Origin of the sequence: Rathayibacter sp. VKM Ac-2801, assembly GCF_009834245.1 — a bacterium.
Taxonomy (GTDB): Bacteria; Actinomycetota; Actinomycetes; order Actinomycetales; family Microbacteriaceae; genus Rathayibacter.
The window spans coordinates 2,135,568-2,150,577 of sequence record NZ_CP047183.1; the positions used below are offsets into that span (position 1 = coordinate 2,135,568).

Consider the following 15,010-nt stretch of genomic DNA (forward strand, 5'->3'; position numbering starts at 1 on the left):
AGCCTCAGCGGTCCGGACCCAGGGCCAGCCCGACGACGCGACGGGCGTGCTCCTCCGTCGCCCCGAGCTCGCGCGCGCGGGACGCGTACACGGCGGCTGCGGCCTGCAGCTCGCGCTCCAGCGCGTCGACTCCGCCTGCCACGACGGTGCCGGCCCGGCCGCGCGTCTCGACCAGGCCCGCCGACTCCAGCTCCCGGTACGACCGGGCGACCGTCCCCGCGGCGACGCCCAGGGTCTCGGCCAGCGCGCGCACCGGCGGGAGCCGCGTGCCGACCGGCAGCTCGCCCGCGGCGATCAGAGCGGTGATCTGCTCGCGGATCTGCTCGAAGGGCGCCGCGGCCGCGCCCGCCTCGACGCGGACCGCGAGCGCCGGCGTCATCGGGCGGCGACCGGGACGCGGTCGAGCGCCGAGTCGAGCAGCTCGCTGATGAGGTCCGGGTAGTCCACGCCGCTCGCGCCCCACATGCGCGGGAACATCGAGACCGGCGTGAACCCGGGCATGGTGTTGATCTCATTGACGACGAAGCCGTCGGCGGTGAGGAAGAAGTCGACCCGGGCCAGGCCCTCGGCTCCGATCGCGTCGAAGGCGCGGATCGCGAGGGACCGCATCTCGGCGAGCTCGCCGCCGGTGAGGTCGGCCGGGCAGACCAGCTCGATGCCGGACGCCCCGAGGTACTTCGCCTCGAAGTCGTAGAAGCCGCGGCCGGTGACGACCACCTCGCCGGCGACGGAGGCGCGGGCCGGAGCACCGCGGCGGCCGCCGAGCACGCCGATCTCGACCTCGCGGCCGACGATGCCCGACTCGATCAGCACCCGCGAGTCGTGCGCGAACGCCTCCTCGAGCGCGGCCTCGAGCTGCTCGCGCTCGTCGATCCGGCTGACGCCCACGCTCGAGCCGGCCCGCGCCGGCTTCACGAACGCGGGCAGGCCCAGCTCGTCGAGCGCCGAGGAGGCGTCGCCCGGGTCGGCGCGCCACTCCGCCTCGGTCACGGTGTACCAGGGCGCCACCGCGAGGCCCGCGGCCTGCAGGACCGTCTTGGTGAAGTGCTTGTCCATGCCGAGCGCCGACGCGAGCACGCCCGAGCCGACGTAGGGCAGCCCGACGAGCTCGAGCATCCCCTGAACGGTGCCGTCCTCGCCCCACGGGCCGTGCAGGATCGGCAGCACCACGTCGACCTCGCCGAGCGAGCGCGTCGCGCCGTCCTCGGAGGTCACGGTGAGCTCGCGCGAGAGGGCCGACTCCGGCCAGTGCACGCGGGAGCCGTCGTCCTCGACGCGGGGCAGCGACGCGGCGTCGAGAGCGAACTTCTCGGGACGGTCCTCCTCGAGCACGAACGCGCCGTCGGAGGTGATCCCGACGGGGATCACTTCGAAGCGGTCACGGTCGATCGCCCGCAGCACCCCGGCCGCCGTTGCGCAGCTGATCGAGTGCTCGCTGGAGCGCCCCCCGAACAGAACGGCCACGCGGAGCTTGCTGGTCATCGAGGTTCCTCTCACCCTGTGGCTCGTCCGAATCCGTGGTCAGGTGCGGCGCGATGTCCTTCGGATCGAGCGTACCGGCGAGCACCTGCGACACCTGCTCGACGATGGGCATGTCGACTCCCCTGGCGCGGGCCAGCTCGAGGACCGGCGCGACGGAGGCGAGCCCCTCCGCCGTCTGCTGCATCGACTTCACCACGTCGGTGAAGCTGTAGCCCTGGCCGAGCAGGCGCCCGGCCGTGTTGTTGCGCGAGAGCGACGAGCTCGACGTCGCGATGAGGTCGCCGAGCCCGGCGAGCCCGGCCATCGTCTCGGCTCGTCCGCCGTACGCGACCGCGAAGTCGGTCATCTCGGCGAGACCGCGCGTGATGATCGACGCCTTCGTGTTCTCGCCGTATCCGACGCCGTCGACGATGCCGATCGCCACGGCGATGAGGTTCTTCAGCACGCCGCCGAACTCGGTCCCGATCACGTCGGTGTTCACGTAGGAGCGGAAGTAGCGGTTGGTGGCCGCGAGGGCCACCTCCTGCGCGGTGACGAGGCTCTCGGAGGCGATGACCGCCGCGGTCGGCTGCTCCTTCGCGATCTCGAGGGCGAGGTTGGGCCCGGAGGCGACGGCGATCCGGTCGGGCGAGACCGGCAGCATCTGCGCGATCACCTCGCTCATCCGCTGGCCGGTGCCCTTCTCGACGCCCTTCATCAGGCTCACCAGCACCGTGCGCTCGGTGAGGAACGGCGTGATCGCCTCGAGGTTGCTCCGCAGCGACTGCGACGGGATGGAGAGGTAGACGTGGTCCGCGCCCTCCAGCGCCTCCTCGATGCGCGGCGTGGCCCGGATGTTGCGCGGGAGGTTGATGCCGGGGAGGTAGTCGCTGTTGCGCTTGGCCTCGGTGATCTCGCGGGCCAGCTCGGCACGGCGCGCCCACATCACGACGTCGGAGCCGCCGTCGGCGAGGATCTTCGCGAACGTGGTGCCCCAGCTGCCGGCGCCGAGGACGGCGACGCGGCGCGGCACGGGGATGGGCGCCTTCCTACTGCTCGGACTCAAAGCGACCCGTGCCCTTCTGGTTGTGCTCGGAGGGGTTCCAGCGCTTCTCGGGCGCCGTCTCGCCGCGCAGCTCCTCGAGCAGAGCGGTGATGGCGGCCATCACGACGGCCGAGGCCTCGTTGAGGGTGGCGGAGTCGAGGCTGCGGCCCCGGAAGGCGGACAGGTCGACGGGGTCGCCGACGACGACGTCGACGCGCTTGCGCCGGAAGAGGGTGATCCGCTTGGAGTAGCGGCCCATCAGCTGCTGCGCGCCCCAGTGCGCGACCGGGACGACGGGCAGGCCGTACTGCAGCGCCATCCGCACCGCTCCCGTCTTCCCGCGCATCGGCCAGAGCTCGGGGTCGCGGGTGAGGGTGCCCTCCGGGTAGATGATGACCGAGCGGCCCTCGTCCACGAGAGCCTTCGCGGTCTTCAGCGGCTCGCTGCCGCGGACAGAGCCCGAGCGCTCGACGGGGATCTGCCCGGACCTGCGCAGGATCGCCCCGAGCACGGGCACCGAGAACAGCGAGGCCTTGGCGAGGAAGCGCGGTGCGCGGCCGGAGCGCCACAGGGTCCAGCCGGTGATGATCGGGTCGATCTCGCTGTAGTGGTTCGGCGCGAACACGAAGGCCCCGGTGCTCGGGATCCTGTCGGCGTTCCGGATCCGCAGGTCGACCGAGGCGGTCATCACGGGGATCACCGCCGCCGCGAGGAACCAGAAGATGGACGGACGGCTTCGCTCAGACACCCGCCCATCCTCGCATCCCGCATCGGAGGCGCCGCGTCCCCACGCCCGGGAGCAGAGGGCCCCGCGGCGGGAGGAGGAGCGCACGGCCGCCGGGTACGGTACCGGCATGCCCCGTCCGCGTCGCCGCCCGTCGCCGTGGGACGCCGTCGGCAGGGCGCTCGGCCGCCTCATCGACTCACCGATCGCGCTGTCCGGCCTGGTGCTCCTGATCGTGTGGGGAGTCGTGCTCCTCGCCACGCAGGCAGAGCGCGACGCGGCCGCGCTCGGCGCCGGCCTCCTGCTGACGCTCGCGGTCCTCGTCGGCGGCTCGGCGGCCGTCGCCCTCGTGATCGGCGGAGTCGACACCCTCTGGCGCGTGGCGGTGGCACCGCTCGCGCACGTCGAGGCGGAGGCGACCGGCGGCGTCGCCGTCCTCGGGCGCGGTCGCCTCGGTGCGGGTCTCCGGCGCATCGAGCCGCGCTTCCCGCTGCCGACGCTGCGGCCCTACGCGGTGGTCGTCCCGCGCCGCCGGGGGCTGACCGTCTCCTTCGGCGACTGGGGCGTCGTGGTGCCCTGGGCGCGGATCGCGCGGCTGGAGCGGCGGTGGGTCCTGGTGGGCCTGCGTCCGCGCGAGGCCCTCGACGTCGTCCTGGCCGGGACGCGGCGCGGGCGGCTGACGCTGGTCCTGGTCGAGTCGCCCGGACTGCTCGGCCTCAGGCCCGCGCCGGAGATGACCCTCGCGCTCCTCGAGAAGCGGATCCGGGGACGCCTGGACGAGGACGCGGAACCGCCCGCGTGGGGCGCGCCCGGACGCGACAGGACCCCGGGCCGCTGAGGACGGTCGTCCTCCGCGGCACCGGGGTCCCGGCGGGCGGCTACGCGTCGAGCGAGAAGTCGGCGCCCAGCAGCTCGAGCTTGGTGAGGAAGTTCTCGTAGCCGCGGCTGATGATGCCGACGTTCGAGACCGTCGAGGTGCCCTCGGCCGAGAGCGCCGCGATCAGGTGCGAGAAGCCGCCGCGCAGATCCGGCACGACGATGTCGGCGCCGTGCAGCTTCGACGGGCCCGAGATCACGGCCGAGTGCATGAAGTTGCGCTGCCCGAAGCGGCAGGCCTGACCGCCGAGGCACTCGCGGTGGATCTGGATGGTGGCGCCCATCTCGACGAGCGCGTCGACGAAGCCGAAGCGCTGCTCGTAGACGGTCTCGTGCACGATCGAGACGCCCTTGGCCTTCGTGAGCGCCACGACCAGCGGCTGCTGCCAGTCGGTCATGAAGCCGGGGTGCACGTCGGTCTCGATGATGACCGGCTTGAGCTCGCCGCCCGGGTGGTAGAAGCGGATGCCGTCCTCGGCGATCTCGAACGCGCCGCCGACCTTGCGGAAGACGTTGAGGAAGGTGGTCATCTCCTGCTGGCGGGCGCCCCCGACGAAGATGTCGCCGTCGGTCGCGAGGGCCGCGGCCGCCCAGGAGGCCGCCTCGTTGCGGTCGAAGAGCGCGCGGTGGGAGTAGCCGGTGAGCCGGTCCACGCCCTCGATGCGGATCACGCGGTCGGTGTCGACCGAGATGATGGCGCCCATCTTCTGCAGGATGTTGATCAGGTCCATGATCTCGGGCTCGATCGCCGCGCCCGAGAGCTCCGTGATGCCGGAGGCGCGGACCGCGGTCAGGAGCACCTGCTCGGTCGCTCCGACGCTCGGGTACGGGAGCGACACCTTGGCGCCGTGCAGGCCCTCGGGGGCCGACATCCGGATGCCCGAGGGCAGCTTCTCGATGACCGCGCCGAAGTTGCGGAGGACCTCGAGGTGGTAGTCGATCGGGCGGTCGCCGATGCGGCAGCCGCCGAGGTCGGGGATGAACGCCTCGCCCAGGCGGTGCAGGAGCGGGCCGCAGAAGAGGATCGGGATGCGGCTGGAGCCGGCGTGCGCGTCGATGTCGGCGAAGTGCGCGGACTCGACGTTGGAGGGGTCGAGGATCAGCTCGCCGACCTCGGCACCCTGCTTCACCTTGACGCCGTGCACCTCGAGGAGGCCCTTGACGACGCGGACGTCGCTGATGTCGGGCACGTCGCGGAGGGTGGAGGCGGTCTCGCCGAGGAGCGCCGCGACCATCGCCTTGGTGACGAGGTTCTTCGCTCCCTTGAGCTCGATGCGCCCCACCAGCGGCCGACCGCCCTTGATGGTGATCCGCTCCGTCGTCATCCCCACGCGGGCTCCCGAGGCCTTGGCGTCCTGGAGGGCCTTGGCGTCCTGAAGAAGTGTGTTCACGCTATTTCACCGGCAATGTCTTGGGCCGCCAGCTCTCGCGGCGGGTCTCGAATTCGGAAATGAGCGCTTCATCGCGCAGGGTCAGGCCGATGTCGTCCAGGCCCTCGATCAGGCGCCATCGAGTGTAGTCGTCGATCTCGAAGTCGAAGGCCTCGCCACCGGCGGTGACCGTACGCGCAACCAGATCGACCGTCGGTTCTATTCCCGGGGTGCTCTCGATGATGTCCCACAGCCGCTCGACGTCGGCCTCGGACACGACGGCGGCCAGCAGCCCCTGCTTGCCGGCGTTGCCGCGGAAGATGTCGCCGAAGCGGGGCGAGATCACGACCCGGAAGCCGTAGTCGCGCAGCGCCCACACGGCGTGCTCGCGGCTGGAGCCCGTGCCGAAGTCGGGGCCGGCCACGAGGATGCCCGCGCCGCGGTACCGCTCCTGGTTGAGGACGAAGTCCTCCTCCTGGCGCCAGCCGTGGAACAGGGCGTCCTCGAATCCGGTCTTCGTGATGCGGCGGAGGTAGACGCCGGGGAGGATCTGGTCGGTGTCGACGTCGGCGCGCTTCAGGGGCGCCGCGATCGCGGTGACGGTCTCGAACTTCTGCACGGTCAGACCCCCGCCCTCTCGCGCGCCGGCTCCAGGTCGGAGGGGCTCGAGAGCGTGCCGCGCACGGCCGTGGCGGCGGCGACGAGCGGCGAGACGAGGTGGGTCTTCGCCCCCTTGCCCTGACGACCCTCGAAGTTGCGGTTGGAGGTGGACGCGACGCGCTCCCCCTCGAGGAGCTGGTCGGTGTTCATGCCGAGGCACATCGAGCAGCCGGCGAAGCGCCACTCCGCCCCGAACGCCGTGACGACCCGGTCGATGCCCTCGGCCTCCGCCTCGAGCCGTACGCGGGCGGAGCCGGGGACGACCATCACGCGGACGCCCGGGGCCTTGGTGCGCCCCTCGACGATCGCGGCGAAGGCCCGCAGGTCCTCGATCCGCGAGTTGGTGCAGGAGCCCATGAAGACGACGTCGACCGGGATCTCCTTCATCGGCGTCCCGGGCTCGAGCGCCATGTACTGGAGCGCGCGCAGGGCGCTGGTGCGCTCGTTCAGATCGTCGATCGCCTCGGGGTCGGGGACGGACTGCGAGAGCGAGACGCCCTGGCCCGGGTTCGTCCCCCAGGTGACGAACGGCTCGAGCGCGTCGGCGTCGATCACGACCTCGGCGTCGAACACCGCGCCCTCGTCGCTCGTCAGCGTCCGCCAGTAGGCGACGGCGGCGTCCCAGTCCTCGCCCTCGGGGGCGTGCGGACGGCCCCGCAGGTACGAGAACGTGGTCTCGTCGGGTGCGACCATGCCGGCGCGCGCCCCCGCCTCGATCGACATGTTGCAGATCGTCATCCGGCCCTCCATCGAGAGCGCCCGGATCGCCGAGCCGCGGTACTCGAGGATGTAGCCCTGGCCGCCGCCGGTGCCGATGCGGGCGATCACGGCGAGGATGACGTCCTTCGCCGTGACCCCCTCCTTCAGCGTGCCCTCGACGGTGATCGCCATCGTCTTGAAGGGCTGCAGCGGCAGCGTCTGCGTGGCCATCACGTGCTCGACCTCGCTCGTGCCGATGCCGAAGGCGATCGCGCCGAACGCGCCGTGCGTGGAGGTGTGCGAGTCGCCGCAGACGACGGTGATCCCCGGCATCGTCAGGCCGAGCTGCGGGCCGACGACGTGCACGATGCCCTGCTCCACGTCGCCGAGGGAGTGCAGGCGGACGCCGAACTCGCCGGCGTTCCGGCGCAGCGCCTCGATCTGGGCCCGGCTGGTCGGGTCCTCGATGGGCCGGCCGATCTGCAGGGTCGGCGTGTTGTGGTCCTCGGTCGCGATGGTGAGATCGGGGCGGCGGAGGGGACGCCCGGCCGCGCGCAGGCCGTCGAACGGCTGGGGGCTCGTCACCTCGTGCAGGAGGTGGAGGTCGATGTAGACGAGGTCCGGAGCGCCGTTCTCGCCCTTGACGACGACGTGGTCGTCCCAGACCTTCTCGGCGAGGGTGCGGGGCCTCGGTGCGCGGATCGGCTCCGCGTGGGAGCGGGGATCCGCTCCGCTCGACGCGGGCGCGGCTGCGCCGGGTGACTTCTCGATCATGACGGGTCCTTCTCCTCCAAGAGTCGCTGCTCGGCCGGGCGAGGCACCGCGACGAGGGAGGCCGTCAGATCGAGGTCTCGTCGCGGCACGGAAGGAGGTGCGGGCCGCTCAGCATGGACCGAGAATAGCACCGCGCTCCCCCGCTCCCGGGAGCCGGCGGCGCGGAGTCGCCGGGTTCAGGCGCGGGCGTCCAGCACCGCGTCGACGACGACGACGGTCACATTGTCCCGCCCTCCGGCCTCCACCGCCGCGCCCACCAGCGCCTGGGCGAGGTCGGCCGGGTCGCCGGAGTCGCGGCGCGCGAACAGCGCCGCGATCCGCTCGTCCGAGAGCTCCTTGGTGAGCCCGTCGGAGCAGAGCAGGTAGCTGGCGCGCGGCACGACGGGGAGCGTCCAGACGTCCGTCTCCACCTCCTCGTCGGCGCCCAGGGCGCGGGTGACGATGTTGCGGTCGGGGTGCGACTCGGCGGACTCCCGCGTGAGCAGGCCCGCCGACACGAGCTCCTGCACGGCCGAGTGGTCCACGGTCAGCTGCTCGAGCTCCGTCCCGTCCCAGCGGTAGACGCGGGAGTCCCCGACGTTGAAGAGCGCCCAGCGGGCGGGCCCGGAGGGCTCGGGCAGGACGAGCATCAGCCCCGTGAGCGTCGTGCCGCAGAGCGCACCGCCCACCTCCAGCGCGCGCACCGCCGTGTTGGCGCCCTCGACCAGGTCGAACACCGCGTCGACCGGCCCGAGGGCCGTCGGCCGCTTCTCGTGCAGGGCCTCGACCGCCGCGGCACTCGCGAGGTCCCCGCGGGCGTGCCCGCCCATGCCGTCGGCGACCGCGAGCAGCAGCTCGTCGGCGAGGAGGGAGTCCTCATTGACCCGGCGGACGGCTCCGACGTCGGTGCTGCTGCTGACGGCGAGCCGCAGCGCCCCCTGGGGCAGGTCGACGGTGGTGGTCGTCATCGCGGGGTCACTTCTCCTCGGCGGCCGAGCGGGCGTCGTCCGAGACGACCTCGGGGTGCCCGTCGTGCATCTCGATGTGGCGGTGCTCGCGGCGCATCTTCGCCAGGCTCGCGAGGGTCGCGACGGTCATGCTCAGGACGATGACCACGAGCGAGGTGATCGTGTCGATGTCCCACACGGGCACGGGCTCGCCGCCGTTGAGGAAGGGCAGGTCGTTCTCGTGCAGGGCGTGCAGGACGAGCTTCACGCCGATGAAGGCGAGGATGAACGCGATGCCGTACTTGAGGTACTCGAGCTTGTCGATGAGGCCGCCGAGCAGGAAGTAGAGCTGGCGGAGCCCCATGAGGGCGAAGATGTTCGCGGTGAAGACGATGAACGGGCTCTCCGTGATGCCGAAGATCGCCGGGATCGAGTCGAGCGCGAAGAGCAGGTCGGTGGAGCCGATCGCGAGGAACACGATCAGCATCGGCGTGAAGTACTTCTTCCCGTCCTTCACCGTGCGGATCTTCGAGCCGTCGAACTCGTCCGAGATCTTCACGCGCTTGCGGAGGAGGCGGATGAGCAGGTTGTCCGTGCCCTCGTCCTCGTCCTCCTTGCCGAACGCCTGGTTCCAGGCCGTGTAGACCAGGAACGCGCCGAAGAGATAGAAGATCCAGCTGAAGCTCTCGATGAGCTGCGCGCCGAGCAGGATGAAGATCCCGCGGAAGACCAGCGCGATGATGATGCCCACCATCAGCACCTCCTGCTGCAGCTTCGCCGGCACCGCGAAGCGGCCCATGATGATGACGAAGACGAACAGGTTGTCGATCGAGAGGCTGTACTCGGTCAGCCAGCCCGCGACGAACTGGCCCGCGAGCTCGCCGCCGCCGAGGATCAGCATCGCCAGCGCGAAGATCAGCGCGAGCGTGACGTAGAAGCCGACCCAGAGGCCGGACTCCTTCAGGCTCGGCACGTGCGGGCGCTTGTAGACCAGCAGCAGGTCGGCGGCGAGGATCAGGCTGAGGACGACGAACGAGCCGATCACGAACCAGACGGGCAGATCGAGCATGAGGGCCTTCCGAGTGGGTGGGGGCCGAAAGTCTCTCCCCGGGGAGCGGACGGCCGTGCCGGTCCGCGTCACCCGTCCCGCCCCCGGCGCCGCGCAGGGGCGGTGCGTACTGACGGGAGCGGAAAGGCGGGATACTCCCCTTCGCGGATGCGATCCTAGCGCCGATCCGGCCGGGTGCCGCGCCCGGGCGGCAGAGCGGGACCGGGGCGATCGACGCAGCGTGTCGAGCGGGTGCCGAGTGGCGAGCACCCGGGCGTTAAACGAGAAGAACCCCCGGTCAGACCGGGGGTTCTTCTCGTGTTGCCGTGGTGACCCCAGCGGGATTTGAACCCGCGTTACCGCCGTGAGAGGGCGACGTCCTAGGCCGCTAAACGATGGGGCCGCGTTTTTGCAACTCGAAGAGTGTTGCACACGGATCCGCATCGATGCAAATCGAGCGCCCGGCCCACCCGGTCTCCGCGCGGCCCGGGCCTTGCCCGCCGCCCTCCGAGGCGGTTGGCTCGGGGCATGAGACTGACGAAACTCGAGCACGCCGCCGTCCTGATCGAGGAGGACGGCGCCCGCCTGGTGATCGATCCCGGGTCCTTCACCCGGCCTGTCGAGGGGACGGCCGGCACCGTCGCCGTGGTGCTCACCCACGAGCACGCCGACCACTGGACCCCGGATCAGCTGCAGCGCCTGCGCGACGCGGCCCCGTCGCTGCGGATCCTCGGCCCGGCCGGGGTCGCCGCCGCCGCCGAGGGCTTCGACGTCGAGACGGTCGCGGACGGCGACGTGGTGACGGTCGGCCCGTTCGAGCTGCGCTTCTTCGGCGCCCGCCACGCGGTGATCCACCGCAGCATCCCCGTCATCGACAACGTGGGCGTGCTCGTGAACGGCCGCGTCTACTACGCCGGCGACTCGTTCACCGTTCCCGAGGGCGTCGACGTCGAGGTCCTCGCGGCTCCGTCGGGAGCGCCGTGGATGAAGATCGCCGAGGCGATGGACTACGTGCTCGAGATCGCGCCGCGGCACGCCTTCGCGACCCACGAGCAGGTCCTCTCGGAGGCGGGGCGCGCGCTCGGCCACGACCGGCTCGGCTGGGCCGTGCGGGAGGGCGGCGGCGAGTACCACGCGCTCGAGCCCGGCGACGTGCTCGAGCTCTGACGCCGGGTGCGCCGACGGCCGGGTCGGGGGTGAGCCCCGGCCCGGCCGTCGAGCGGTTCCGCTAGCGGATCAGTAGTACTCGCCCTGGCGGTAGTCCCAGGAGTCGAACTGCTCGGCGAGGTTGAGCATGATGCGCTCGTAGTCGAGGCCGCGGCGGATCAGCACGGGGCCCGGGGTGATCGAGCGCTTCCCGCCCTGCACGGGGATGAGGGCGCCCGAGGCGTCCACCATCGAGACCATGACGCCCTGCTCGTGGCGGGAGTCCTCGTCCTTGTCGGGCTGGATGGAGGAGACGTAGGAGTCGGCCGAGACGATGATGTCGGCCTCGTTCTCGATCCGCTCGCCGATGTTCGCGACCCGGCCGCGATTGCCCACGCCCGAGGGGTTCGCCGAGCTGGCGAAGGTGAGGGTGCGGTCGCGCTCCCACAGGGTGGCGACCAGCTGCTCGGCGGGGCGGCCGAAGCGGATCACGAAGCAGCTCGTGCCGCGTCCGTCGCGGACCAGCTCGCGGGCGTCCTCGTCGATCAGCTCGACCGCCTCGGCCTTCCACGGGAGGATGCAGCCGAGCAGGACGTCCTGGTCCCAGTGCTTCTGATAGAAGGCGAGGACCTCGTCGTTGAGCTCCGCGAGCTCGGCGAGCTGCTCGATGCTGGAGCAGAGCACGACGCCGGGCTTGTTTCGGTTGCGCTGCTTGGCCGAGAACTTGCGCTCGAGGCCCGCACCGTCGGTCGTCATCAGGATGTAGCCGACCTTGGTCGCGCAGACGACCAGTCCACCGGGAGCGGCGAGCGCGTCCACTGCCTCGGCAGGAGCCTGCTCACGCCATTCGATCACCGTCGTGCTGGTCATTCTTTCCCTTTCGTGGTGTCCAGAGACGCCATGGGCGGGGCCCCGGCCGAGCGGAAGCCTAGCGGATGGCCCCCCGGCGGCAGGTCCGGCGGACCCGCGTCCCGCGGCGGGACCGGCACGGCCCGAGGGCGTTCCGCCGGGTGCTCGCACGGGTCGTCAGGACCCCGCGGCGGGCTCCGCCCCCGGGCCCCAGGAGGTCACGCTCGCGAGGTCGGCGCCGAACTCGACGCGGAGGCGGACGGGCGGGCCGCCGCGCAGCACGTCCGGCAGCCACAGGCGCGCGTCATCCCACATCCGCTCGAACGGCACCTCGTCGACCGGGACGAACGCGGCCGCGAGCTCGCTGGACGCGGCGACGTCGCCCGACGTCCGGCGGCAGAGGAAGACGTGCGAGCGCTGGCTCCACGCCGGCCGGTGGGGGAAGGAGTAGTCGAGCACGCCGCGCGCCTCCAGGTCGGCGGGCAGGGCGACGAGCCCCGCCTCCTCCTGCAGCTCGCGGACGGCCGCGTCGACGGGCGACTCCCCGGGCTCGAGCTTGCCGCCGGGGGCGACCACGCGGCCCTCGCCGAGTCCCCGGCGCTTCCGGCCGAGGAGCACCTCCGCACCCCGCGGGCCGTCGCGGAGGACGTAGACGACGCAGACCTCGGGCAGCCCCACGGCGCACCTCCGATCCTGCGGGCCGGGGGCCCGGCACCGCCGTCGTAGGCTAGCCCGGTGACGACGACCGCGCTCGAGCGCTTCCAGGCCCTGCTGCGCGTCGACACCGTGTCCCACTCGGACGAGTCGGCGACGGACTGGAGCCGCTTCCACGCGTTCCGCGAGCTCGTCGCCGAGCTCTACCCGGCGCTGCACGCGGCGCTGGAGTTCGAGACCGTCGCCGGGCACTCCCTCCTCTGGCGCTGGCGCGGCGAGGAGCCGGGCGAGCCGGCCGTGCTGATGGCCCACTACGACGTGGTCAGCGTGACGGCGGCGGAGTGGTCGCACGACCCGTTCGCGGCCGAGACGGTCATCGCCGCGGACGGCCGCACCTCCGTCGTGGCGCGCGGCGCCCTCGACGACAAGGGCTCCCTCGTCGCCCTCCTCGAGGCGGTCGAGGCCGCCGTCCTGCGGGGCGAGCGGCCCCGGAACGACGTGTACCTCCTCTCCACGCACAACGAGGAGACGGCCGGCGACGGAGCCCCGTCGGTCGTCGCCCTGCTCGGCGCGCGCGGGGTCCGCCCCCGCCTCGTGCTCGACGAGGGCGGGAACGTGCGGCGCGGCATCCTGCCCGGCGTCACCACCCCGATCGCCGTGATCGGCGTCACCGAGCGCGGGATCATGAACCTCGAGCTGACCTGCCGCGACGTCGGCGGCCACGCCTCCGCTCCGCCGCCCCCGCCCGGGCTGCTCGCCACCCAGCGGCTCGCGAGGGCGATCCACCGCCTGACCGAGAACCCGTTCCCCTCGACCCTCCCGGAGCCGATCGCCCAGCTGGTGCGCGCGGCGGCCGACCACGCGGACGCGGCCCACGCCGTGTGGTACGCCCGCCCGCACGAGCACCCGGACTCCGTCATCGGCGCGCTCGCCGCCCACTCCAACCGCTCGGCGGCGATGCTGCGGACCACGGTCGCGATCACCGAGCTGCGCGGCAGCACCGGAGCGAACGTCCTCGCCTCCAGCGCCAGCGCCACCGCGAACGTACGGATCAATCCCGGCGGCACCGTCGCGGGCGTGGTCGAGCGCATCCGCGCCGTCATCGACGACCCCGAGGTCGAGGTCGAGGTGAAGGTCGCCCACGAGCCCTCCCCCGTCTCCCCCACCGGCGAGCCCGGGGACGGCGGGCCGTACGACCTGCTGCGCCGGGTCGTCCAGGAGTCGTTCCCGGACGCCGTCGTCGCCCCCTACGTGCAGACCGGCGGCAGCGACGCGCGGCACTTCCACGCCATCAGCGACCACGTCTACCGCTTCATCCCGTTCGAGATCAGCCCGCGGCAGCAGCTCGGGATCCACGGGGTCGACGAGTCGGTCGAGGCCGACCAGTTCGAGCGCGCGATCGGCTTCTACGCGCGACTGCTCGCCCGGCTCTGATCCGGGTCGGTCGTCCGGGATCCGGGAGGACCCGCGCACGGACCGGCAACCTGGGAGAACCGTTCGATGACGCGCCGACCGGTGTTGGCCGGGAGTTCACCCCGCGATGATGGACTGGTTCCAGCGGGGTCGCCTCCGCTGAGACAGACCGCAAGTGCCGACGCCGGGTCGCGTGATCCGGCTCCCGCCGATCGTGGAACCCGAGGATCATGTCCCTCCGCCAGGCCGAGTACCCCCGGCCCAACCACTTCATCCTTCACCTGAGCGACACCCACTTCATCGCCGGAGACGGCGGCCTGTACGGCTCCGACGTCGACAGCGAGGCCCAGCTGCGGCTCCTGTTCGACGAGCTGGAGGCGTCCGGCGGCCGCCCGGAGGCGATCGTCATCACCGGCGATCTCGCCGACAAGGGCGAGCCGCAGGCGTACGCGAAGCTGCGCACCGTCGTCGAGCCCGCGGCCGCACGCCTCGGCGCCGAGGTGATCTGGGTGATGGGCAACCACGACGACCGCGGTGCGTTCCGCTCGGAGCTCCTCGACCAGCTCCCGACAACGCAGCCGGTCGACCGCGTGCACGACGTGAACGGACTCCGGATCATCGCGCTGGACTCCACCGTCCCCGGCGCCCACTACGGCGAGATCTCGGACGCGCAGCTCGACTGGCTGGCGGAGGAGCTCTCCAGCCCGGCCCCGCACGGCACGATCCTCGCGCTGCACCACCCTCCGGTGCCGAGCGTGCTCGACCTCTCGGTCCTCGTGGAGCTGCGCGATCAGCCCGCCCTCGCGGAGGTGCTCGAGGGCTCCGACGTCCGCAGCATCATCGCGGGCCACCTGCACTACTCGTCGACGGCGATGTTCGCCGGCATCCCCGTCTCGGTCGCGTCGGCCACCTGCTACACGCAGGACCTCAACGTGCCGGTGGGTGCGACCCGCGCCCGCAACGGCGCCCAGGCGTTCAACCTGATCCACGTCTACGACGGCACGGTGCTGCACTCGGTGGTGCCGATAGGCGCCTCGACCGAGGTGTCCTACGTCTCGGCGGACGAGACGCAGCGGATCCTCGCGGACCACGGCGTCGAGATCGCCGCGGCGACGGCGGCACCGGTCGCCCGGGACGAGGAGCTGTACCCGCCGCTCGTGGAGCGGGTGGAGGTCAGCGCCTAGGGCCTGCCGGGCTCGAGCCTGGTCGGCCGTGCGATCTGCAGGGGGAGCGCGCGATCGGCGGGCCCGGCTTCTGCGGCGTGCGATCTGCAGGCGATCGCGTGATCTGCAGGCTGTCCGGCCCGGAGAAAATGTGCGGTCTGCAGGAGATCCGGCTCGGAGAGCGTGCGATCTGCAGGAGATC

At 72.1% G+C, this 15,010-nt stretch carries 15 protein-coding genes and 1 tRNA gene; 4 read left to right on the forward strand and 12 right to left on the reverse strand.

Annotated elements, in window-relative coordinates; genetic code table 11:
• Positions 1 to 4: 4 nt before the first annotated feature.
• The 4 genes from GSU45_RS17380 to GSU45_RS09870 are packed head-to-tail and all read right to left on the reverse strand — an operon-like array spanning position 5 to position 3,254.
• Positions 5 to 379, reverse strand: coding sequence for a GntR family transcriptional regulator (locus tag GSU45_RS17380; RefSeq protein ID WP_159914590.1), 375 nt, complete (start codon positions 377 to 379; stop codon positions 5 to 7).
• Positions 376 to 1,482: a D-alanine--D-alanine ligase family protein gene (locus tag GSU45_RS09860; RefSeq protein ID WP_159914592.1), complete on the reverse strand. Its 1,107-nt coding sequence runs from the start codon at positions 1,480 to 1,482 to the stop codon at positions 376 to 378. The genes GSU45_RS17380 and GSU45_RS09860 overlap by 4 nt, the downstream gene beginning before the upstream one ends.
• Positions 1,379 to 2,494, reverse strand: coding sequence for an NAD(P)H-dependent glycerol-3-phosphate dehydrogenase (locus GSU45_RS09865; RefSeq protein WP_181067828.1), 1,116 nt, complete (start codon positions 2,492 to 2,494; stop codon positions 1,379 to 1,381). Before GSU45_RS09865 ends, GSU45_RS09860 begins: the two co-directional genes overlap by 104 nt.
• Positions 2,495 to 2,510: 16 nt before the next feature.
• Entirely contained in the window at positions 2,511 to 3,254 is a 744-nt protein-coding gene (locus GSU45_RS09870; protein WP_244248086.1) for a lysophospholipid acyltransferase family protein, read from the reverse strand.
• Between the two features lie 106 nt (positions 3,255 to 3,360).
• Here GSU45_RS09870 and GSU45_RS09875 point away from each other — a divergent pair, with 106 nt between their 5' ends.
• Positions 3,361 to 4,068, forward strand: a complete 708-nt coding sequence (locus GSU45_RS09875; RefSeq protein WP_159914596.1) for a hypothetical protein — start codon at positions 3,361 to 3,363, stop codon at positions 4,066 to 4,068.
• A 40-nt stretch (positions 4,069 to 4,108) separates the two neighbouring features.
• Here the strand turns inward: GSU45_RS09875 and murA are convergent, their stop codons facing one another.
• From murA to GSU45_RS09905, 6 genes are all read right to left on the reverse strand, one after another.
• The gene (gene murA, locus GSU45_RS09880; RefSeq protein ID WP_167299052.1) at positions 4,109 to 5,431 is read right to left on the reverse strand and encodes a UDP-N-acetylglucosamine 1-carboxyvinyltransferase; all 1,323 of its coding nucleotides are present in this window, start codon (positions 5,429 to 5,431) and stop codon (positions 4,109 to 4,111) included.
• Between the two features lie 67 nt (positions 5,432 to 5,498).
• Positions 5,499 to 6,095 carry a 3-isopropylmalate dehydratase small subunit gene (gene leuD, locus GSU45_RS09885; RefSeq protein WP_159914598.1) on the reverse strand — a complete coding sequence of 199 codons (597 nt, stop codon included), beginning with the start codon at positions 6,093 to 6,095 and terminating at the stop codon, positions 5,499 to 5,501.
• Between the two features lie 2 nt (positions 6,096 to 6,097).
• Positions 6,098 to 7,609 (reverse strand): 3-isopropylmalate dehydratase large subunit, encoded by a 1,512-nt coding sequence (leuC, locus tag GSU45_RS09890; RefSeq protein WP_159914600.1) that lies wholly within the window; start codon positions 7,607 to 7,609, stop codon positions 6,098 to 6,100.
• Positions 7,610 to 7,785: 176 nt separating this feature from the next.
• Entirely contained in the window at positions 7,786 to 8,556 is a 771-nt protein-coding gene (locus GSU45_RS09895) for a protein phosphatase 2C domain-containing protein (RefSeq protein ID WP_159914602.1), read from the reverse strand.
• A gap of 7 nt (positions 8,557 to 8,563) precedes the next feature.
• On the reverse strand, positions 8,564 to 9,604 hold the full coding sequence (locus GSU45_RS09900) for a TerC family protein (RefSeq protein WP_159914604.1): 1,041 nt from the start codon (positions 9,602 to 9,604) through the stop codon (positions 8,564 to 8,566).
• A 306-nt stretch (positions 9,605 to 9,910) separates the two neighbouring features.
• Positions 9,911 to 9,986: transfer RNA gene (locus tag GSU45_RS09905), tRNA-Glu, on the reverse strand.
• Positions 9,987 to 10,111: 125 nt separating this feature from the next.
• Here GSU45_RS09905 and GSU45_RS09910 point away from each other — a divergent pair.
• Positions 10,112 to 10,750 carry an MBL fold metallo-hydrolase gene (locus GSU45_RS09910; RefSeq protein WP_159914606.1) on the forward strand — a complete coding sequence of 213 codons (639 nt, stop codon included), beginning with the start codon at positions 10,112 to 10,114 and terminating at the stop codon, positions 10,748 to 10,750.
• A gap of 69 nt (positions 10,751 to 10,819) precedes the next feature.
• Here GSU45_RS09910 and GSU45_RS09915 read toward each other — a convergent pair whose 3' ends face one another.
• Entirely contained in the window at positions 10,820 to 11,599 is a 780-nt protein-coding gene (locus tag GSU45_RS09915; protein ID WP_159914608.1) for a Sua5/YciO/YrdC/YwlC family protein, read from the reverse strand.
• A gap of 156 nt (positions 11,600 to 11,755) precedes the next feature.
• The gene (locus GSU45_RS09920) at positions 11,756 to 12,256 is read right to left on the reverse strand and encodes an 8-oxo-dGTP diphosphatase (RefSeq protein WP_159914610.1); all 501 of its coding nucleotides are present in this window, start codon (positions 12,254 to 12,256) and stop codon (positions 11,756 to 11,758) included.
• A 57-nt stretch (positions 12,257 to 12,313) separates the two neighbouring features.
• Here GSU45_RS09920 and GSU45_RS09925 point away from each other — a divergent pair, with 57 nt between their 5' ends.
• The gene (locus GSU45_RS09925; RefSeq protein ID WP_159914612.1) at positions 12,314 to 13,666 is read left to right on the forward strand and encodes a M20/M25/M40 family metallo-hydrolase; all 1,353 of its coding nucleotides are present in this window, start codon (positions 12,314 to 12,316) and stop codon (positions 13,664 to 13,666) included.
• Positions 13,667 to 13,875: 209 nt separating this feature from the next.
• Entirely contained in the window at positions 13,876 to 14,829 is a 954-nt protein-coding gene (locus tag GSU45_RS09930; RefSeq protein WP_159914614.1) for a phosphodiesterase, read from the forward strand.
• Positions 14,830 to 15,010: the final 181 nt, after the last annotated feature.

Bases quoted from the DNA above. Each gene is read 5' to 3' on its own strand.
- murA (WP_167299052.1), bottom strand. From the start codon at position 5,431: ATGACGACGGAGCGGATCACCATCAAGGGCGGTCGGCCGCTGGTGGGG.
- leuC (WP_159914600.1), bottom strand. From the start codon at position 7,609: ATGATCGAGAAGTCACCCGGCGCAGCCGCGCCCGCGTCGAGCGGAGCG.
- GSU45_RS17380 (WP_159914590.1), bottom strand. From the start codon at position 379: ATGACGCCGGCGCTCGCGGTCCGCGTCGAGGCGGGCGCGGCCGCGGCG.
- GSU45_RS09900 (WP_159914604.1), bottom strand. From the start codon at position 9,604: ATGCTCGATCTGCCCGTCTGGTTCGTGATCGGCTCGTTCGTCGTCCTC.
- GSU45_RS09915 (WP_159914608.1), bottom strand. From the start codon at position 11,599: ATGACCAGCACGACGGTGATCGAATGGCGTGAGCAGGCTCCTGCCGAG.
- GSU45_RS09910 (WP_159914606.1), top strand. From the start codon at position 10,112: ATGAGACTGACGAAACTCGAGCACGCCGCCGTCCTGATCGAGGAGGAC.
- GSU45_RS09860 (WP_159914592.1), bottom strand. From the start codon at position 1,482: ATGACCAGCAAGCTCCGCGTGGCCGTTCTGTTCGGGGGGCGCTCCAGC.
- GSU45_RS09930 (WP_159914614.1), top strand. From the start codon at position 13,876: ATGTCCCTCCGCCAGGCCGAGTACCCCCGGCCCAACCACTTCATCCTT.
- GSU45_RS09875 (WP_159914596.1), top strand. From the start codon at position 3,361: ATGCCCCGTCCGCGTCGCCGCCCGTCGCCGTGGGACGCCGTCGGCAGG.
- GSU45_RS09895 (WP_159914602.1), bottom strand. From the start codon at position 8,556: ATGACGACCACCACCGTCGACCTGCCCCAGGGGGCGCTGCGGCTCGCC.